Below are 19,281 nucleotides of genomic sequence, written 5' to 3' on the forward strand. Positions count from 1 at the left end.
CCCGGCAGGGCTTCGTCCTGTTCTAATCCGTTCCGGAGACAAAGAAGCCTCCGGGTTGTTTTTTCGGCTGGCAGAGAAGAGGCAGAACCTCGCTCTGACAGATGGGTCGGCTGATGAAGTATCCCTGAATCAGATGACATCCGGCCCGCGTCACACAGTTCAGCTGCTCCTCGGTCTCCACACCCTCGGCAATAACCTCCATGTTTAGGCGGCGCGCAAGTCCGACAATCATGAGAACAATATCTTTTTCCACATCTTTCGTAACAATTTCGTCAATAAAGCTCTTGTCGATTTTTATCGCGTCGATCGGCAGGTTTTTCAGGTAGGTGAGAGAGGAAAAGCCCGTTCCGAAATCGTCAAGATAAATTTGAATTCCCTGCTTCTTCAGAATCTGCAGCTTGCTCGTGATTTTCTCTAAAGATTCCATCAGGCTTGATTCCGTGATTTCAATCGCGATGCTGTTGGGGGACAGGCCGTAATAACGATACCGGCTAATCAGGTAATTGATGTAATTCGCCTCTAAAAGCTCCATGGGGGAGGCGTTGAAAGACACTGTCAGTCCGCGGCCCTCCATGCTTTTGGCAAAAGCAAACGTGCTCTCAATCACATGGCGGCCCAACTCTTTGATGAAGCCCGATTTTTCAGCCATCGGGATGAACTGGCCGGGGGGGATCATCCCGAACTCGGCATTTTTCCACCGTGCCAGGGTTTCGAATCCGACGATCCTTTCGCTGTTACAGTCGTACTGAGGCTGAAAATAGCACAGCAGCTCATCACTTTCGATGGAAAGCTTCAGTGCGCGCTCCAAACGAAACTGACGGTCGATCTGATTGCCGTGGTCTTCGTTAAATAGAACGTAGCTTCCCCTGCGGGTCTGTTTCGCTTCATTCAGAACAAATTCTCCGCGTCCAAGGATGTCTTCAAACTGAATGTTGCGTTCCTTTTCCCGGCAGCGGACCAGAAGCGCACCCATGCTGCAGGAAAGCTGAATCACAATCCCGTTAATCAGATAAGGCTCCCGGAATATTCGAATGAGTTTCCGAGCAAGAAACTCAAGCTCGTCCTCCGTATTCGCCCCGTGAATCAGAACCGCAAATTCATCGCTGCCCGTGCGTCCGGCAATATCTTCGCAGCCGATAAATTTTTTCAGCCGCGCCGCCGATTCGGCAATCAGCTGATCCCCCGCATCGTGGCCGAAGGTGTTGTTTACGGTTTTCAGATTGTCCAAATCCAGAAACAGAGCCCCACCGCTTTTTGAGTCCCTGGCGCATGTTTTCACCCAGCCGTCAAATTGTTCAATGATGCCTTTTCGGTTCGGCAAACCAGTCAGTGCGTCAAAAGCGGTAAAATATTTTTTTTGCTCTTCGCATCGGATTTTTGCCTCATAGCGAACCCGTTTTAGTTTTAAAAAACAGAAAGAAGCGATAAGAAATGCCGCGAGCAGGATCAGAAAAAGAATCGTGCTCATAACAAGGACTTTATCCGTCTGCTCGAAAGCATTGCGAAATGAGCTTTTTTGACCTGCGACCATCAACTGATTCAAGCTGACGATAACAAAAACACCTAAGCCTAAAAGAAGAGTCCCCAAAATTGTCATGGAAATGAGAGCCTTGTTTTTACGTATCATTTCCATCTTCCTCTCGTTTCTGTGTTATTTCTAATTATACATGATTTTGCGGCACATTTCATCAAAAAAATTCAATTCTATAACAGAAATTGACAAATTAATTTGCAAAATTTTATGTCTAGAGCTGGAAAATAAATTCTAAAAATTTTTTGGAATAAAAAACACCTTGCTGTAAACAATTTTTGCAGGAGGCGTGGAGATGAAAAAGAAACTTTCTTTATTTGTGACTGGCGGAGTCGTGTATCCTTCACTTGAGATTATCTGCAGAGGCCACAGCGATTTTTCCATGGCTGTTGCGGGAGGCATCTGTCTGTGCCTGATTGACAAGGTATGCAATTACCGCCTGAAATTCAGACCGTTGGCGATAAAATGCGCGGCGGGGTCCGCGATCATCACAACGGTGGAATTTGCGACAGGGGTGTTGGTCAATCTTGTGTTAAAAATGAATGTCTGGGACTATTCACAGCTCCCGATGAATTTTATGGGCCAAATCTGTCTTCCGTTTTCGCTTTTGTGGTGTGCTCTTACCATACCGGCCATGCAGTTATGCGGACTCTATGACCGGTTCAGCAAAAAAGTAGTCGAGGGAATCAAAGGATGAAAAAGCCGCGTCTGGAAATCCGTTTCCGGGAGACGCGGCTTTTCATTTAAAACAAGATTTCACTCTTGACAGAGTACATATTGATATGGTATTATTATTTTCGCACCTGCGGGCATGAATTCCTTACATGGAGAGGTGTCCGAGTGGTTTATGGAGCTAGTCTTGAAAACTAGTGATCCCGCAAGGGACCAAGAGTTCGAATCTCTTCCTCTCCGCCAAATTTAATGATAACTTTTTTCACCATAAAAGGAGAAATACCCAAGTGGTGAAGGGGCTCCCCTGCTAAGGGAGTAGGTCGGGTAACCGGCGCGAGGGTTCAAATCCCTCTTTCTCCGCCAATCAAGCACACAACAGTTTTGTTGTGTGCTTGATTTTTGTTGTAGCTTTAGCGAAAAACAACCACCAGCTCTGCTGGTGAGATTAAAAATCTTTAGAAACAAGAAAACCTCCTTTTGTTAAAATAGGTGCAGGTCTGCCAACCGCATTAAAAAACAATAGGAGATTATGCCATGAATGACATACAAAGTTTATTACATTCAAACTGGAGATGCCAGTACCATATAGTATTTGCCCCAAAATATCGGAGAAAAGAAATATATGGTCAGATTGAAGCGGATATAGGGACGATACTAAGAAAACTTTGCGAACAAAAGGGAGTAGAAATCATCGTAGCTCAGGCATGTCCAGAGCATATTCACATGTTGGTAAAGTATACCGCCGAACATTAGTGTAGCGCAGTTCGTGGGATATCTGAAAGGAAAGAGTAGCCTGATGATATTTGACCGGCATGCTAACTTGAAATACAAATATGGAAATAGGCATTTTGGTGTCGCGGGTATTATGTTGACACAGTTGGCCGCAATAAAAAAGCAATCGCAGAATATATCAGGAATCAGACAAGAAGATATTGCTTCAGATCAGATAAGTTTTAAGGAGTATATTGACCCGTTTACGGGTGGTAAGGAATCGAAGGCATAAAAGAAGGCCGCTTTAGCGGCGGCCTGTAAAAGTAATGCGGTTGGTAACCTATTTCAATGCGTCTTAAGACGCGTGCCAATACCATGCCCTTTCAGGGCTTGTGCATACCACGCGTTCAACGCGTGGCTTTGATTGCAAAAAAAGAAGGATGTGGCATTCATAAATAGCTGAATCCTTCCCTTGAGGACTGTTTATAAACACAAGGCGTAGGAAATTGTAGTAAGTTAAACTTTCGGAATGATCCGGATTGTAAAATCAAAAGCACGAAACAAATGATTGTGATTGATAGAATTTACCCGTATAGTAGTCAACTGCGCGAAAGCCATCCGCGTAGTTATCTGCATACATCATTGTGGTTGCATCCGTTGTTTTTCCTGCAAGCGCATGACTTGCAGCCGCAATTTGATAACCAACATCCATCAGACCGGGCCGAGCATACTTGATCATGTCCCAAATCAGGATTACAATAAAACGAGTGGAAAAACGATCCGTGCTGCGTTGGCGCATGTCGTTTTGCTTTTGGAGAGGGTGATTTTTGAAATGGATACTCCGCAGTCGCTGTTGAAGCGCTATTTCGGCTATGATGAGTTCAGGCCCGGGCAGCGGGAAGTGATTGATCACATATTAAACGGAGAGGACGTGCTGGCGGTCATGCCGACAGGGGCCGGAAAATCGGTGTGCTACCAGATCCCATCGCTGCTTTTCCGGGGCGTTACGATCGTAATTTCGCCGCTGATTTCTCTCATGAAGGATCAGGTCGACGCTTTATCTCAGGCAGGGATTCATGCGGCCTACATCAACAGCTCGCTTTCGTCCGGTCAACAAGATGCGGTGCTTGAAAACGCCGAAAGCGGAGCGTACAAAATCGTCTATGTCGCTCCTGAAAGGCTGGAAACCGGTGCTTTCCGCGTACTGATCGGGAAGCTTGACGTTTCCATGGTTGCCGTCGATGAAGCGCACTGCGTCTCACAGTGGGGACATGATTTCAGGCCGAGCTACACGAAAATAGCGGAAATGACGGCTCTATTGCCGTCCCGCCCGGTTGTCGCGGCCTTTACCGCGACAGCTACCCCGCAGGTTCGGGAAGACATCACCCGGCTTTTAAAGCTGCTGCGGCCGTTTGCGCTGACCACTGGGTTCAACCGGGAGAATCTTTATTTTGAAGTGGAAAAGCCCCGGAATAAAACCGCGATGCTTCTTGAATATCTGGGAAAAAACCAGGATAAGTCCGGAATTGTCTATGCTTCCACAAGAAAAACGGTGGATTCCCTGTGCCAAAGGCTTAACGGCAGCGGTCATTCTGCCGCAAGGTATCACGCCGGAATGCCGGAAGCGGAACGGGCCAAAAATCAGGACGATTTCATTTACGACCGCGTCAATGTGATGGTGGCGACCAATGCGTTCGGCATGGGAATCGACAAGTCGAACATTTCCTTTGTCGTTCACTACAATATGCCGCAAAGCATCGAAAGCTATTATCAGGAAGCGGGAAGGGCAGGGCGCGACGGAGGAAAAGCCGAATGCATTCTCTATTATTCCGCGTCGGACATCGTGACGAATAAATTCCTGATTGAAAACGGCTCGAATGACAGCGATAAGGCGGCTAATTTTCAAAAACTGAACGATATGATCGATTACTGCAACACGGACAAATGCCTGCGTTCTTACATATTGAAATACTTTGGAGAGCAGGGCGCGGCAGAACGTTGCGAAAACTGCGGCAATTGCAACAGCCGTGTGGAGAGTACGGACATCACGGTGGAATCGCAGAAAATCATGTCTTGCATTGCCCGCATGGGCGAGCGGTTCGGGAGCGGAATGGTCGCCGGCGTGCTGCGCGGCGGCAATACGCGCAAAATAAGGGAAATGGGCTTTGACCGGCTCAGCACCTTCGGCATCATGAAGGAATATTCCGCGGAAACCATCAGGGAAATCATTTCGTTTCTGGTCGCGGACCGGTATCTTGAGCTTCACGGAAACCAATATCCGGTATTGAGATTGACATCCTCCGCCCGGGATGTGCTGCGCGGCAGGAAAACTGTTTCCATCAAACGCGTGATCCGAAAGCAGGGAGCGAGCCAAAGCGGCGCGGTTCCTGCGGACGAAAAGCTTTTTGAAATTCTTCGCCGGATCCGTTCCCGGCTGGCGCAGGAGGAAGGAGTTCCTCCCTTTGTCATTTTCTCGGACGCAACCTTGCGCGAAATGTGCGCGGCATATCCCGTCGATCAGGAAAGCCTGCTCCGCGTTTCCGGAGTGGGCAGGGTGAAACTGGAAAAATTCGGGGACCGTTTTACAGAGGCGATCAAGAATTATGCCGAGGAAAACAAGATTCAAATTCCACGGGATATTTCCGTTGGAATATCCGGGAAAAAGGACCGAAAAGAGCCGGAAGCCGTCGGCGATACAAAGGAGGAAAGCTACCGGCTTTATCAAAGCGGTCTTGGAATTGACGAAATCGCAAAGAAGCGCGGACTTGCTCCGAACACGGTGGAAAATCATTTGCTGAGCTGCCTTCGGAACGGGATGCCGGTCGACGCAGGCATTTTTGTAACCGAGGAGGAAGAACGGCTGATTGCGGAAGCCGTAAAGCGCTGCGGACGTGACAGATTGAAACCGATCAAAGAGGCGCTGCCCGAAACAATCAGCTATGGGGCGATCCGATACGTCCTGTGCAAAAGCACGCGGGAATGAGCGGAGGGAATGGGCGCCGACACGATTTTAATGACCGGACAACTCCGCAGCCGAGAAGTTCGCGGAAGCTTCGGCCGCAAAGGAAGTGACATCTTTGAATGACGTTGAGACTCTTTTGGAAGCCGTGGAGGATAAGATTTTAGAGCGAGGCCGCGCGTATTATGAATCCGGGATGGTGCAGGATCTTTCCGGCGATTCCAACGGGAATTTCACTGCCTCAGTGGAAGGCAGTGAGTTGACGCCTTACAAGGTGCAGGTTTCCATTGACCCAAAGAGCGGAGAGGTGCTGTCGTATGGATGCAGTTGTCCGTATGAGTTCGGGGATATTTGCAAACATGTGGTCGCCGTGTTTTTGGCGATCCGGGATGGGAATTACAAGAAGACAGGGGAAATCCGCCCGGTAGACTTTTCACAGTGCGTGGAAGCCCTGTCGCTGGAGCAGCTCCGGAAGCTTGTGCTTGCCCAGGCGGAAAGAGACCGTGACTTCGAAAATGAAGTTTTACTGACTTCCGGGCGCCTGAATGACGATCAGGTGTTTTCCAAGATCAAAGAGCAGATGAAAGAAGCGGTGCGCTCCGGCACGCATAAAGGTTTTATCGACTGGCGCGGCTGCGACGAAATTTGTGCGGAACTGGACCAAATCCTGAATACGGCACAGGATCGAATGAAAGAGAAAAAGCTCACGCTTGCGTTCCGCATCATACTGGAGATCATAAGAACCGGAGTCCGGCTTGCTTCCATTGCGGACAGCAGTTCCGGAAGCCTAACGGATGTCCTCTGTCGGTCACAGGAATTGCTTCAAACCTGTTGCAAAGAGATCTCCGATGTTGGGACGGATAAAGAGAAAGAGCAGTGTCTGGACCGTCTGATGAAAGTATCACAGGAAAAACGCTTTGACGGCTGGGACGATGACGCCTATTCTTTGCTGCATACCGCGGTATGCTTTCTAAAAGAGAAAAACTCCATGAAATGGTATGCCGTTCTCGATGCAATGAAGGAAAAGGAGGAAAGCAGAAATTACAGCGACTATGCACTGGAAGAAAACGCTTTGCTCCGGATGGAGTCAATCGAAAAATTAAACGGTGCGGATGCGGCGAAAGAATATCTGTATGCGAATCTAAAATGGGACAGGTTTCGCAAAATGGCGTTGGAACGGGCCGTCGAGAAAAAGAATTACCTGGAAGCGGAACGGCTGTGTCTGGAAAAGCTGTCGTCAAAGGAGCGGTTTAATCGGACGGACTGGCTGGAATATTTGTATGGGATATACGGATTCCTTTATGAATCTGGAAAGCAGGCTGATACCGCAAAGGCTCTTCTTTTCACAGGCAGTCTGGACTATTTTGACCGACTGAAAGAACTGCTGAATGCTGATGGAACTTGGGAAAAAGAATATCCGAATCTGATGAACGACTGCGAAACAAAGCTCTCATTCTGGCAATATCAACAGCTTTTGGAGCATACGGGGGAGCATCGGCTGCTCATGGATACCGTCAGGAAATATCCGGAAAGCGTGTTTCAATACGGTTCCCTGTTGGCGCCGTTGTTTCCCACGGAGGTTTTTCCCATTTATGATAGGGAAATCCGCAAATCCGCTGAAATGGCAAACTCGCGTCCCCAGTACAAAAGGGTGTGCAGTCAAATCAGAGGACTATATCAGATCGGGGGAAAAGAAACGGCAGCGCATTTGATTGCCTCGTTGGCTCAGACTTATCCCCGCAGAAGCGCTTTTCTGGACGAGCTGTCGAAGCTGCAAGGGAAGCTTTCCAAATTAAAGTAGGGGCGGCCTTTTATTCCATCGCGTCGCGGCTCCGGCAGCCCGGCCGGGAGGCATCATCGGTTGTGCCGGGTGGACAGCACCGCGCTTTCAGGTCTTTTATGAGACTGTCGTCTTGTCTGCAAGACCGGCAGAGCTTCCCTCTGGACAGCTTACGAACCTCTGCCCGCCGGTTGACTTTTATTTTTGTCCGTAATAGGCGTGGACACCGTGCTTGCGCAGAAAATGCTTATCCAGAAGCTCCCGCTGCATGGGGGCCGGCTGAGGCTCCAGCATAAGGGAGTGGAAATCCATAAACGCCGCCTCCTCCATAACTACCGCGTTGTGCACGGCGCTCCAAGGATCCGCCCCCCACGCAAAGGGACCGTGGCTGTGGACGAGCACGCCGGGGATGGCCTCCGGGCGGACCCCCAGTTTAGAAAACGTTTCCACAATTACATTGCCTGTTTCCCTTTCATAGGGGCTTTCCGCGGCAGCGTCGTCCGGACTGCCGATCTCCTCCGGGCTCATTGGGCGGGTGCAGGGAATTTCACCGTGGAAATAGTCCGCCTGTGTGGTTCCCAGCGCCGGAATCCCGCGCCCCGCCTGAGCAAAGCTGGTCGCCCAGCGGGAATGCGTATGAACGATCCCCCCAAGCTCCGGCCATGCTTGATACAGCACCAGATGAGTAGCCATATCGCTGGACGGTTTGTAAATTCCTTCCACCCGGTTGCCCAGCAAATCCACAACGGCCATGTCTTCCGGCTTCATTTCATCGTATTCCACGCCGGAGGGCTTGATGACCATCAGGCCCTTTTCCCGGTCGATGCCGGACACATTGCCCCAGGTAAACGTCACCAATCCGTATTTCGGCAGCTGCAGATTTGCCTCACACACGATTTCTTTCAATTTCTCCAGCATTTTTTTCCTCTCATTTCAACTTCCAGGCAAGATCATTCAGGAACAGCTGCTGTTTTAATCCTTCGGCGGTGCTTTCACTGGAAATATGTACAAACTCAATCCCCATAATTTCAGCCCAGTCCTCCATGATTCCGGCATTGATCTGTGTTGTCAGGACGCTGTGGTGTGCGCCGCCGGCCAGAATCCAGCATTTCAGGCCGGTCAAAAGGTCGGGAGCGGGCTTCCACATGACACGGGCCACCGGCAGGTTCTCCATTTTCATCGTTGGCCTGATACATTCGATGTCCTGCGCAATCATTCTTAAACGGCCGCCCATGTCAATCAGAGAAATGACAGCGCCGGTTCCGGTCGCGCCTTCAAACACCAGACGGGCTGGCGGCTTACGGTCGCCGATGCTCAGCGGATGAATCTCAATGCGGGGCTTTTCAGCCGCCACGGAAGGACAAACCTCCAGCATGTGGGCCCCCAAAGCAAGCTCTTTGCCCGGCTCCAGGTCGTAATTATAGTCCTCCATGAACGTGGAACCACCCTCAAGCCCTTCTCCCATCGCCTTTACAATCGCGGTCATACCGGAAATTTTCCAGTCTCCTTCCGCGCCGAAGCCCATTCCGTCCGCCATAATGTTCTGGGAAGCGAGTCCGGGAAGCTGCTCCATGCCGTAAAGGTCCTGAAAGGTATCGACAAAGCCCAGCGCTCCCTCCCGTTTCAGAATCCTTCTGATTGCGATTTCCTCCCTTGCCTGGCAGCGAACGGAGTCCAAGTCGCCGGTCGCAAAGAGGTAGCGGGACCGATATTCTTCCATCTTTGAGTCGATTGCCTGTTCGGAGACCTCACTCATCATCTCGGTTAGATGACCCACGGGCCAGTAATCCACCTGCCACCCCAGCTTGATTTCGGCCTCGACCTTGTCGCCCTCCGTGACCGCCACATCGCGCATGTTGTCGCCGAAGCGGATCAGACGCAGCTTTCTGGAAAAAGCCGCGCCAACCGCGCTGCGCATCCAGTTCCCCAGCTCCTTTCGGACGTTGGCGTCCTCCCAGTAACCGACAACGACTTTTCTTGAAAGGCGCATTCTGGCCCCGATAAAGCCGTGTTCCCGGTCGCCGTGGGCCGACTGGTTCAGGTTCATGTAATCCATGTCGATTTCTTTATCCGGAATATGCCGGTTGTACTGAGTCGCGAAATGGCACCAGGGTTTTTGCAGAAGCTGCAGGCCGTGAATCCACATCTTGGAGGGAGAAAACGTATGGCACCAGGTGATAACGCCGGCACACCGCTCGTCGTAATTGGCGTCCAGCATGATCCGTGTGCCCTCTGCCTCTGTTTTCACCGTTCCCTTGTAAACGATTCCGCAGGGGATTTCTTTGGATTCGCTGAGCCTTTCCGCCATTTCCCGGGCGCGCTGCGCTACCGTTTCCAGTACTTCCGGGCCATACAGGGACTGCGACCCCACTACAAACCAGAATTCATAATCTTTCAGCATGTTTATCCTCGATTCTCTTATTTCAAGCATTCTGCCGCCGCTTTTTCAGCGGCAAGGCCGGCTTTGAAGTTTTTCAGGAACCGTTCAAATCCCTTTGCGTCCGCGGGATCCGGCCAAGTGGTAACGGTTTTTATCCCGGCGTAAACCCGGGCGGAAAGGAACTCCTCCAGAGATTCTCCTTCCTTGCGCCGAATGGCATAGGCTGCCAGCAAAGCCATTCCGTAGGGGCCGCCCGCCGCCGCGGTTTCCATGGTGGAAATGGGAGCGTTCACCGCGGCCGCGAGGAATCGGGCACCGGCGCCAGCGTGGCGGAACAGCCCGCCGTGTCCGGTAAGACGGTCTATTTGAACGTTTTCCTTTGCCAGAAGGTCCATTCCCAGTTTGAGCGCCGCCAGCGCCGCGTAAATATTTGCGCGGCAGAAATTTGCAAGCGAAAAGCGGCTTTTGGGAGAACGGATCAGCATGGGACGGCCCTCGGCAACTCCGGCAACCGGCTCTCCCGCCAGGTAATTGTAAAGCAGCAGACCGCCGCAGTCCGGATCGCCCTCCAGGGCTTTGCGGTAAAACGCGGGATAGATCTCATCCAGGCCCGCAGGAATTCCCATCATCCCCGCAAACTCTCCCAGCAGCTCCGCCCACAGGTTCATGTCGCCGGTACAGTTGTTGCAATGGACCATGGCAACCGGCATTCCGGCGGGAGTCGTGACCAAATCGATTTCCGGATAATGGTCCGTAAGGGGGCGCTCCAAAACCACCATGGAAAAGATGGAGGTTCCGGCGGAAACGTTTCCCGTGCGCGCGGTTACCGAATTTGTGGCCGCCATGCCGGTGCCCGCGTCTCCCTCCGGAGGACAGACGGGAATGCCCGCCCGCAGCCTGCCGGACGGATCCAGCTTTTTTGCTCCCTCTTCCGTCAATGTCCCCGCGTCCCCGCCGGCAACGAGAACCCGGGGAAGGAGGTCCTTTAGCTTCCAGAAATATCGGGAGGAGACCTTTTCCTGGAACTTCGTCAGCATGCCGGCGTCATAATCACAGGTACCGCTGTCAATCGGAAACATTCCGGAGGCGTCGCCGATCCCCAGAACTTTCCGCCCGGTCATTTGCCAGTGAACATAGCCCGCAAGTGTTGTTAGAAACGCAAGATCCTTCACATGGGGCTCATGGTTCAGGACGGCCTGATACAGATGGGCGACGCTCCACCGCTGTGGAATATTGAATTGAAACAGCTCCGACAGCTCTTTTGCCGCCGGGCCGGTCGCAGTATTCTGCCAGGTGCGAAACGGCGCCAGGAGCCGGCCGTTCCGGTCAAAGGGAAGATAACCGTGCATCATACCGGAAAACCCAATGCAGCCGACCGTTGTCAGCTCTGCGCCGTACCGGTCCAGCACGTCGCAGGCCAGATTCCGGTAACAGTGACGCAGCCCGTCCCAAACATCCTCCAGAGAATAAGTCCAGACCCCGTTTTCATAGGAGCTTTCCCAATCGTGGCTGCCGGAAGCGACCGGGATAAAATCCTCCGTCAGGAGGGCCGCCTTGATTTTAGTCGAACCCAGCTCAATGCCGAGCGATGTATTCCCGGCAATAATTGCGCGTTTAATTTCATCTTGTCTCATCAAAAGGCCCCCTTTGCTATTTGCTGCGATTTTTCACATAGGCGAACACACTTTGCAGAACAATGAAGAAGCACAGCAGAGCGGCCGTGGCGATATTAGCCCAGCTGGACAGCAGCTTGCCGTTCGTGGTTACGAGCGTGTGGATGGTTCCCGTGATCTGAACGCCGAACAGTGAGCCGATCACATTGCCGACTCCGCCGGTCAGCAGCGTACCGCCGATGACGGCGGACGCGATGGCGTCCATTTCAAAGCCCTTCGCCTGCTGCACCGAGCCGGACATAGTGTTCAGGCAGTAGCAGATGCCGCCGATGGAACACAGGAAGGAGGACAGGACATAGGCCATCAGCTTGGTGCGCTTCACGTTCAGGCCCATCATGGCTGCCGATGTTTCATTTCCCCCCACCGCATACAATGCGCGGCCGAATTTGGTGTACTTTAACAAAAGGAAGATAACGACCACCGTCACAAGGGCAATCATGACCGTGGGGCGGATGAACGGGATCTGGACTCTCCCTCTGTTGTTGGTATAGCCCAGGAAAGCCGGCAGGTAAATCTTGGCGTTTGCCCACGCATAAAAAGTGGGGTTTGCCTTTTCCGTGATGCTGATCTGGTCCGTACAAATCACCGCCGTCATCCCTCGGGCGAAGAAAAGACCGGCCATCGTAACAATGAATGGCTGGATCTGCAGATAACCGACCAGAAAGCCCTGAACGAAACCGAACACAATGCCGACCGCCAGAACGAAAACGAGCAGCGGGATGCTGGGATATCCCTTTACCCCCATCCCGTAGGCCAGAAGCATGCAGTCCATCGCGATCAGGGAGCCGACCGAAATATCGATCCCGCCGGTCAGCATCACACAGGTCATACCGCAGGCCACGCAGATCAGGCCGGCGTTTGTGATAAACAGATTCAGAAAAGTCTGCACATGGGCAAAGCCTTTTCCGGAGTAGACAATGCAGCCGACGGCATACATTACGACAAACAGCGCAATCGTAATAAAGAGCAGCAGCGTGTTGCTGTCTATGCCGCGTTTCGCGCGGTCGAGTTGATCTTTCTCACTCATGTTACGCAACCCCCTCTCCGGAACCCTGCTCGGCGGCAACTTTTGCAATCGACAGTTTCCGCGCGGAGCGGCTTCCGATCCAGCTTTTGAAAACGGGGGCCTGCACAACGACGATAATCACAACGATGATAGCCTTCACGACGGGGGCCTGGTCAGTGGAGACGCCCATGGCCAAAAGCGTTGTGGTGATTGCCTGGATCGTGTAGGCACCTATGATGGAACCTGCCAGGGTAAACTTGCCTCCTGCCAGGCTGTTTCCTCCCAGCGCCACGGCGAGAATCGCGTCCAATTCAAAATTCAGGCCGATGTTGTTGGAATCCGCGGAATAAATGCGGGAAGACGCCACGATGCCGGCGATTCCCGAGCACAGGCCGCAGATCAGGTAGCAGAGAAAGCAGATCCAATCGGAGTTAATGCCGGAAATATGCGCCGCCCGGCTGTTGACGCCGACGGATTGAATGTACAGGCCGAGCGAGGTCTTTCTCAGAAAAAGCGCCACCACTGCGATCACGGCGATGGTGACGAAAATCGCCGTCGGAATCGGAATGCCCGGGATAAAGTTGCCGAGATACTTGTAAGGGTCATACCGTATGTAAGTGATCTGGTTGTCGCACAGCAGCAGACCAATCGCCCGGGCCGCTGTGAAAAGGATCAGAGTAGCTACCATGGGCTGAATTTTCAGGTTGGCGACCAGGACGCCGTTGAACGCTCCGCACAGACCGCCCAACAGAATTCCGCCCAGCATTCCGAGGGCCATCGGCATCACCAGGGTATTGGTACTGTTCACGCCGTAGCCTGCCAGAAGCGTGCAGCATCCGCAGGCGGAAAGACTCATGACGGAGCCGACCGAGATATCGGTGCCCGCAGAAACAGCCACAACCAGCGTTTGGCCAACAGCCAGAATGGCGATTTCGCTTCCACGGTTCAGAATATCGATCAGGCGCCCGTACAGTACCCCGTTGTTGATGGCGATGGAAAAGAAGCCTGCGCTTTTCATCAGGTTAATGAGCAGGACCAGAACCATGCAGAAAATGGGCAGGAACAGTTTTTGCCTCGTCACCCTCTGCAGATTGTTTCTCAAAACGCTCATTGCTGTTCACCTCCGGCGATGGCGGACATGACGCTTTCCTGCGTCATCTCACCATCGATTTCTCCCACTTTAGCCCCGTCCCGCATGATGCACATGCGGGAACAGGTGCGCAGCATCTCGTCGATTTCAGAGGAAATGAAGACGACGCTCATGCCTTCGGAAGCAAATTTCAGCACCAGCTTCTGGAACTCCGTCTTGGTGCCGATATCGATTCCGCGCGTCGGTTCATCCAGAATCAGGAAGTCCGGATGAGTGCACAGCCAGCGCGCCAGAATCACCTTTTGCTGGTTTCCGCCGGAGAGCTGACTGAGCGGCGTTTCCCGGGAGGGCGTCTTGATCTGCAGCAGATCGATAAACTGGTCCGCCAGCTCGTTCTGCTTTGCCATGGGCAGCGTATGGAACAAACCCTGCCGGGCCTGCAGAGCCAGAATGATGTTTTCCCTCACGGACAGGTCCGCGACGCAGCCGTCCGCTTTTCGGTCATCCGGCAAAAAGCCCATGCCGGCTTTGATGGAATCAATCGGCGCGTTGATTTTCAGGCTCTTTCCGTGCATCTTTTCCGATCCGGTCTGTGCCCGGTCCGCCCCGTAGATGCAGCGGACCATTTCGCTACGTCCGCTGCCCAGAAGCCCCGTGACGCCGACGACCTCGCCCTTGCGGATCTCAAAGTCAAAAGGTTTGATGGTTCCTTTGTGGCTCAGATTCCGCGCTTCCACCACCAGCTCCTCGCCGGCAGCCGAGGCTCCCTCCGGTTTGATGGTTGCCAGATCGTCGAAATCCTTGCCCAGCATGGCCGCGACAAGCTGCATGCGCGGCAGTTCCGCAACGTCATATTCGTTCACGAATTTCCCGTTTCGCATGACGGTGATCCGGTCGCAGACCTCATACACCTGCTCCAGAAAGTGCGTCACAAAAAGAATGCCGACCCCCTTCTCTTTCAGGCCTCGCATCAGATGAAACAGTTTTGCAACCTCCGTGTCGTCCAGGGAGGAAGTGGGCTCATCTAAAATCAGAACCTTGCAGTCCATATCCACCGCGCGCGCGATGGCAACCATCTGTTGAATTGCAAGGGAATAATTTTCCAGGATGTTGGTCACGTCCAGGTGGATTTTTAAGTCGTCCATAATTTTTCGCGCCTTCCGGTTCATGACCTTCCAGTCGACCATTCCCAGCTTTGTGCGGGGTTCCCGGCCGATGAACAGATTTTCCGCAACGCTGAGGTTTGGACACAGGTTAACCTCTTGGTACACAGTGGCAATTCCGATCTTCTGTGCCTCCTGTGTGGAATGATTGAAAATATTTCCCTCGACGCCGGCCATGCGGATTTCTCCCGCATCGCGCTCGTAAACACCGGTCAGGCATTTGATGATCGTCGATTTTCCCGCACCATTTTCTCCCATCAGCGCATGAATCTCGCCCTTTCGCAAAGTCAGCTGTGCATGGTCGAGGGCCACGACGCCTGGAAACGTTTTTGTAATGTCCCGCATTGTAATCAGAATTTGTTCCTCCATGGCCATGTTCCTCTTTCTGTAGTTTAAAAGGGTGGCTCCGACGTGAGGGGCCACCCTTTTCCCGGTCAACGGTTAATAGGCTTTGTCAACAACGTCCTGCGTTACATGAATCAGCGGTTCGGTGACGTCATTTCCCGCGTTGTTTGTGTAGGAAATATCAGTCAGAACATCTTCCGACACATACCACGGTTCTTTCATGTACGTTTTCTTTTCAACCGTCTGCCCGGCGGCCAGCTTCGAGATGATGTCGGCGCAGAAAGGTCCCTGAAGCGGGTTGCACTGGAAGTCCGCGTTGATCTTGCCGGAGAGCACTTCTTTCAGCCCGGCCTTGCAGGCGTCGAAGGAAATCAGGACCACGTCTCCGTCAATCCCGTATTTCACGCCGGCTGCGTTCATGGCGTCTTCGGCGCCGAACGCCTCGTTATCGTTCTGGCAGACAACCACGTTGAACTTGCCCTGATAAGATTTGCAGTAGGATTCCATGACGGACTGCCCGCCGTCCTGAGTGAAGTTGCCGCTTTGGGAATCAAGGATTTTCCAGCCGTTCGCGTCGGCGTATTTCTTGAAGCCGTTCGTACGGCCGATCTGAGCAGAAGAACCGGTGGTGCCCTCGATTACCAGGGCGTTGATTTCCTTGATGCCCTTCTTTTCGGCATAGGCTTTCAGCCACGCTCCGGCGGCCAGTCCTTCGTTTGTGAATTCGGAGCCGACCCAGGAGACGTACTTGTCGGAATCGTCAATCGTGCGGTCAATGACGATCACGGGGATTCCGGCGCTCTGCGCTTCGGTCAAAACGGTGTCCCAGCCTGTGGAGACGATTGGGTCAATCACTATGTAATCCACGCCCTGCTGGATGAAGTTGCGGACCGCTTCCAACTGCTTGGCGGAGTTGTTGTCGCAGTCCACAAACTGCAAATCAAACCCTTTATCCTTGGAAAATGCAGCCTGAACGGAATTGGTGGAGGCTGTGCGCCAGTCCGATTCGTGCCCGACCTGCGCAAAACCCACGGTAATCAGCTTGCCGTCGGTGCCGCCGGCCGGTGCGCCGGCTTCGGAGGAAGCAGCTGCCGAAGCGCTGCCCGCAGCTGAGCTGCTTGCGGAAGGACCGCCGGAGCAAGCCACTAGAGAAAATACCATCGCGAGGGACATTGCGAATGCCAAAAACTTCTTCATCATGATCTCCCCTTTTTCGTAATATTGTCTTTCTTTTATGTTGACGCGCATTTTGCACGCAGACATGCAGACTTGGGAGAACTAAAGCGCTGATATAAATTTACATAATATTTAGAACAAATATTTTCCTTACTTTAGTTTATTTTAAGCACTTATGAACTAATTGTCAATAATTAAATTTGATTGTGGAATCAATTTTATTTATTTTGTATATACAATACTCGAATTACTTATGCATTATTGAAAATAAACTTTGTTTGTAATATAAATTTTTTTGTAAATTAATAAATTAATTTAGTTGATCGCTTGATTTTCAGCGTGTTTTTCCCTATAATATAATAAAAATTAGATTCTCGGTACGGTTCTTCGGTATTCCCGCAGGGTCCGCCGTGATTGATTCCTCTACTTTTTTCAAATTCAGCAAGCTCCAATCTTTTCATTACACACGAATGGGGGTAGAGAAAATGGAGGTCACCGCAAAAAACATCGCCGAAAGACTCGGCGTTTCCGCTTCCGCCGTTTCCCTCGCCATGAACGGCAAGCCCGGCGTGAGCGTTGCAACCAGAGAAAAAATCCTGGCGGAAGCCGTTCGTATGGGCTATTCGGTTCAAAAGAAGATCCCTCCGGCCGCATCGCAGAATATTCGTTATGTGATTTTTCTGGAAGGTGGAGACACCGTGAAGGAAACATCATTTTATTCCATCGTTCTGCAGGGGATTGAGGCAAGGGCCAAAGAGTACGGATACAATGTCCTGATCAGCTATTTTTATTCGAGCGGCAATTGGGAAGACCAAATCTCAACAATCTGCAAGGACGCCGCAGGGATTATTATTCTGGCGACCGAAGTGGAGGACAGGCATATCAAGAAAGCGTACACGCACGGTCTGGAAAAGCTGGGTATCCCCATCGTCCTGGTGGATAACGCCACCAGCATGGTAGACGTGGACTGCGTGGTTTCCGATAATCTTCGCGGCGCCTATCAGGCAGTCACGTATCTGTTTGAGAAAGGACATCCCGACGTCGGTTATCTGCGGTCAAAAAGTCGCATCGACAATTTCAACGAGCGGCAGGCCGGCGTTTTGAAAGCGCGAAAAGAGCGGGGAATCGACAGCCTGGCCCCCCTCCAGTCAATCGATGTCGGCATTTCCTCCGAGCAGGCCTATTACGACATGTGCGCCTGGCTGGATGCGGGAGGGAAACCGCTCTCGGCTTTTTTTGCAGACAACGATATTATCGCAGCCGCCTGCATCCGCGCGTTGAAATCCAAAGGGTACCGCATTCCGCAGGATGTTTCGATCATCGGCTTTGACGATATGCCGGTCTGCACGATGATCGACCCAACGCTTACCACGATCCGCGTGATGAAAGAACAACTTGGAATGACCGCGATGGAAATTCTTCATCAAAGGGTTACGAACGGAGAATACACCTTGGCCGACCGGAGGGTTGGCGTTTATCGCATCACGATTTCGGCACACCTTGTGGAACGGGAGAGCGTTGTGGCTTACCGCACGTAATTGGTGTTGTTTTCATTAAGCAATAAAAAGCAGAGAGCCATCAGATCTTTTCTGACGGCTTTCTGCTTATGTTATTTCGTGGAATAATATGCCTGAAACATTTTCCGGTCACCACTGAAAGACGGTTGATCCGCTGTTCGGAAAAATCATTCGAACTGCAACGAATCTTGTGGTAGAATAAACTGGAAGAAGCTTTCCGCCAGCGGAAAGCAAACGAAGCGGCTCTTTGACGGAGGAGGGCTTTTATGATTATTGACGGGTTCCATGAAAAGAAAATTTTTGATCATAGTTATCCGTTCCGAATGCTTGTAAATCAGAATGTCAATTTTTCCTATCCGCCGCACTGGCATAATGCGCTGGAATTAATTTATGTGCTGAAAAACGACTTTTTCGTTATGGTGAATTCAAAAAAATATAAATTGAAAGAGAAGGATATCCTCTATATTCCCGGCGGCGATATTCATGAATTCTGCAGTGAAACGGAAACCGGGGCGCGGGTCTTTATTAATTTTGAGTTTTCCAATTTGAATTCCTATGTCAATCTGGAAAGGCTTTACGCGCAGCTGCTTGACGTGCGGCTGATCACAACGGAGGACGGGGATCTCTATTCGCAAATAGAAACGGAGATTCAGAAAATTTTGAAGGAGCAGCAGACTGGAGGAATCGCGGACGAATTGTATTACACGGCGCGTATGCTGGATATTCTGGTCCTTCTGTGCCGATGCGTCCCCGCTTCGGTCAATCTAGGAAATATGAAAAACGGTAACAGAAATGTCGGTCTAGATAAAATCGGGAAATCATTGGCATATATTGAAAAAAACTACACGGAGGACATCCGCCTGAAAGACATTGCCCATGCCGCCGGGTTCAGCGAATATTATTTTTCGCGGCTGTTCAAAGAAATCACGGAGAAAAATTTTCATCAGTATCTGAATGAATACAGGATCAAGAAGGCCGAGGCACTGATGATGGACCCGGATTACACGGTGTCCGAGGCCGCCTACGCCGTGGGTTTCAGCAGCATTTCTACATTCGACCGGGTTTTCCGCGGGATGAAGGGCTGTTCCCCAAGGAACTTCCGGAAGCTGCATACCGGGATAGAATGAAGGGGCTGTTGCAAAACAGCGCCGAAAAAAGCCGGAACAACCATACCAAAAGGTATTGGCTGCTCCGGCTTTTTGCTTTAGAATTTAGTTGTGACACAAAATGAAAAGCTCTTAGAGCATAACAAATTCGAGCGAAAAAATCAACAGTTGA

14 protein-coding genes, 2 tRNA genes and 1 pseudogene are annotated in these 19,281 nt (G+C 51.5%); 8 read left to right on the top strand and 9 right to left on the bottom strand.

Annotation, left to right across the window (positions count from 1 at the left end):
* Positions 1-22: 22 nt before the first annotated feature.
* The gene (locus ACLQ3M_RS02630) at positions 23-1,627 is read right to left on the bottom strand and encodes a putative bifunctional diguanylate cyclase/phosphodiesterase (RefSeq protein ID WP_411676161.1); all 1,605 of its coding nucleotides are present in this window, start codon (positions 1,625-1,627) and stop codon (positions 23-25) included.
* Positions 1,628-1,826: 199 nt separating this feature from the next.
* Between ACLQ3M_RS02630 and ACLQ3M_RS02635 the strand changes: the two genes are divergently transcribed.
* From ACLQ3M_RS02635 to tnpA, 4 genes and pseudogenes are all read left to right on the top strand, one after another.
* Positions 1,827-2,228: a putative ABC transporter permease gene (locus tag ACLQ3M_RS02635; protein WP_411676162.1), complete on the top strand. Its 402-nt coding sequence runs from the start codon at positions 1,827-1,829 to the stop codon at positions 2,226-2,228.
* A gap of 129 nt (positions 2,229-2,357) precedes the next feature.
* A tRNA-Ser gene (locus ACLQ3M_RS02640) sits at positions 2,358-2,446 on the top strand.
* Between the two features lie 30 nt (positions 2,447-2,476).
* A tRNA-Ser gene (locus tag ACLQ3M_RS02645) sits at positions 2,477-2,566 on the top strand.
* 171 nt (positions 2,567-2,737) lie between these two features.
* A pseudogene (gene tnpA / locus ACLQ3M_RS02650) lies at positions 2,738-3,206 on the top strand (IS200/IS605 family transposase).
* A gap of 255 nt (positions 3,207-3,461) precedes the next feature.
* Here tnpA and ACLQ3M_RS02655 read toward each other — a convergent pair.
* Positions 3,462-3,713 (bottom strand): hypothetical protein, encoded by a 252-nt coding sequence (locus tag ACLQ3M_RS02655; RefSeq protein ID WP_411676163.1) that lies wholly within the window; start codon positions 3,711-3,713, stop codon positions 3,462-3,464.
* Positions 3,714-3,746: 33 nt separating this feature from the next.
* On the opposite strand from ACLQ3M_RS02655, the gene recQ reads away from it, so the two are divergent.
* Together recQ and ACLQ3M_RS02665 are read left to right on the top strand one after the other, a co-directional pair.
* The gene (gene recQ / locus ACLQ3M_RS02660; protein ID WP_411676164.1) at positions 3,747-5,897 is read left to right on the top strand and encodes a DNA helicase RecQ; all 2,151 of its coding nucleotides are present in this window, start codon (positions 3,747-3,749) and stop codon (positions 5,895-5,897) included.
* 94 nt (positions 5,898-5,991) lie between these two features.
* Positions 5,992-7,674 carry an SWIM zinc finger family protein gene (locus tag ACLQ3M_RS02665; RefSeq protein ID WP_411676165.1) on the top strand — a complete coding sequence of 561 codons (1,683 nt, stop codon included), beginning with the start codon at positions 5,992-5,994 and terminating at the stop codon, positions 7,672-7,674.
* Between the two features lie 177 nt (positions 7,675-7,851).
* On the opposite strand, the gene ACLQ3M_RS02670 is transcribed toward ACLQ3M_RS02665, so the two are convergent.
* From ACLQ3M_RS02670 to ACLQ3M_RS02700, 7 genes are all read right to left on the bottom strand, one after another.
* Positions 7,852-8,571 carry an L-ribulose-5-phosphate 4-epimerase gene (locus ACLQ3M_RS02670; RefSeq protein ID WP_411676166.1) on the bottom strand — a complete coding sequence of 240 codons (720 nt, stop codon included), beginning with the start codon at positions 8,569-8,571 and terminating at the stop codon, positions 7,852-7,854.
* A 10-nt stretch (positions 8,572-8,581) separates the two neighbouring features.
* Positions 8,582-10,054 carry an L-arabinose isomerase gene (gene araA / locus ACLQ3M_RS02675; protein ID WP_411676167.1) on the bottom strand — a complete coding sequence of 491 codons (1,473 nt, stop codon included), beginning with the start codon at positions 10,052-10,054 and terminating at the stop codon, positions 8,582-8,584.
* A 17-nt stretch (positions 10,055-10,071) separates the two neighbouring features.
* On the bottom strand, positions 10,072-11,667 hold the full coding sequence (locus ACLQ3M_RS02680; protein ID WP_411676168.1) for a xylulokinase: 1,596 nt from the start codon (positions 11,665-11,667) through the stop codon (positions 10,072-10,074).
* A gap of 16 nt (positions 11,668-11,683) precedes the next feature.
* Entirely contained in the window at positions 11,684-12,742 is a 1,059-nt protein-coding gene (locus ACLQ3M_RS02685) for an ABC transporter permease subunit (protein ID WP_411676169.1), read from the bottom strand.
* Positions 12,735-13,823 carry an ABC transporter permease gene (locus tag ACLQ3M_RS02690; protein ID WP_411676170.1) on the bottom strand — a complete coding sequence of 363 codons (1,089 nt, stop codon included), beginning with the start codon at positions 13,821-13,823 and terminating at the stop codon, positions 12,735-12,737. The genes ACLQ3M_RS02685 and ACLQ3M_RS02690 overlap by 8 nt, the downstream gene beginning before the upstream one ends.
* Positions 13,820-15,334, bottom strand: coding sequence for a sugar ABC transporter ATP-binding protein (locus ACLQ3M_RS02695; protein ID WP_411676171.1), 1,515 nt, complete (start codon positions 15,332-15,334; stop codon positions 13,820-13,822). Before ACLQ3M_RS02695 ends, ACLQ3M_RS02690 begins: the two co-directional genes overlap by 4 nt.
* Before the next feature lie 72 nt (positions 15,335-15,406).
* Positions 15,407-16,510, bottom strand: a complete 1,104-nt coding sequence (locus tag ACLQ3M_RS02700) for an ABC transporter substrate-binding protein (RefSeq protein ID WP_411676172.1) — start codon at positions 16,508-16,510, stop codon at positions 15,407-15,409.
* A gap of 461 nt (positions 16,511-16,971) precedes the next feature.
* Between ACLQ3M_RS02700 and ACLQ3M_RS02705 the strand changes: the two genes are divergently transcribed.
* The gene (locus ACLQ3M_RS02705; protein WP_411676173.1) at positions 16,972-18,024 is read left to right on the top strand and encodes a substrate-binding domain-containing protein; all 1,053 of its coding nucleotides are present in this window, start codon (positions 16,972-16,974) and stop codon (positions 18,022-18,024) included.
* A gap of 245 nt (positions 18,025-18,269) precedes the next feature.
* Complete coding sequence (locus ACLQ3M_RS02710; protein WP_411676174.1) at positions 18,270-19,130, top strand: AraC family transcriptional regulator; 861 nt, start codon at positions 18,270-18,272, stop codon at positions 19,128-19,130.
* Positions 19,131-19,281: the final 151 nt, after the last annotated feature.

Source organism: Caproicibacter sp., assembly GCF_046707225.1.
Taxonomy (GTDB): Bacteria; Bacillota; Clostridia; order Oscillospirales; family Acutalibacteraceae; genus Caproicibacter.

Excerpts from the sequence above, each read along its gene's own strand:
- ACLQ3M_RS02695 (WP_411676171.1), bottom strand. The coding sequence starts at position 15,334 with ATGGAGGAACAAATTCTGATTACAATGCGGGACATTACAAAAACGTTT.
- ACLQ3M_RS02635 (WP_411676162.1), top strand. The coding sequence starts at position 1,827 with ATGAAAAAGAAACTTTCTTTATTTGTGACTGGCGGAGTCGTGTATCCT.
- ACLQ3M_RS02670 (WP_411676166.1), bottom strand. The coding sequence starts at position 8,571 with ATGCTGGAGAAATTGAAAGAAATCGTGTGTGAGGCAAATCTGCAGCTG.
- ACLQ3M_RS02700 (WP_411676172.1), bottom strand. The coding sequence starts at position 16,510 with ATGATGAAGAAGTTTTTGGCATTCGCAATGTCCCTCGCGATGGTATTT.
- ACLQ3M_RS02690 (WP_411676170.1), bottom strand. The coding sequence starts at position 13,823 with ATGAGCGTTTTGAGAAACAATCTGCAGAGGGTGACGAGGCAAAAACTG.
- ACLQ3M_RS02710 (WP_411676174.1), top strand. The coding sequence starts at position 18,270 with ATGATTATTGACGGGTTCCATGAAAAGAAAATTTTTGATCATAGTTAT.
- araA (WP_411676167.1), bottom strand. The coding sequence starts at position 10,054 with ATGCTGAAAGATTATGAATTCTGGTTTGTAGTGGGGTCGCAGTCCCTG.
- ACLQ3M_RS02655 (WP_411676163.1), bottom strand. The coding sequence starts at position 3,713 with ATGCGCCAACGCAGCACGGATCGTTTTTCCACTCGTTTTATTGTAATC.
- ACLQ3M_RS02680 (WP_411676168.1), bottom strand. The coding sequence starts at position 11,667 with ATGAGACAAGATGAAATTAAACGCGCAATTATTGCCGGGAATACATCG.
- ACLQ3M_RS02630 (WP_411676161.1), bottom strand. The coding sequence starts at position 1,627 with ATGATACGTAAAAACAAGGCTCTCATTTCCATGACAATTTTGGGGACT.
- ACLQ3M_RS02705 (WP_411676173.1), top strand. The coding sequence starts at position 16,972 with ATGGAGGTCACCGCAAAAAACATCGCCGAAAGACTCGGCGTTTCCGCT.
- recQ (WP_411676164.1), top strand. The coding sequence starts at position 3,747 with ATGGATACTCCGCAGTCGCTGTTGAAGCGCTATTTCGGCTATGATGAG.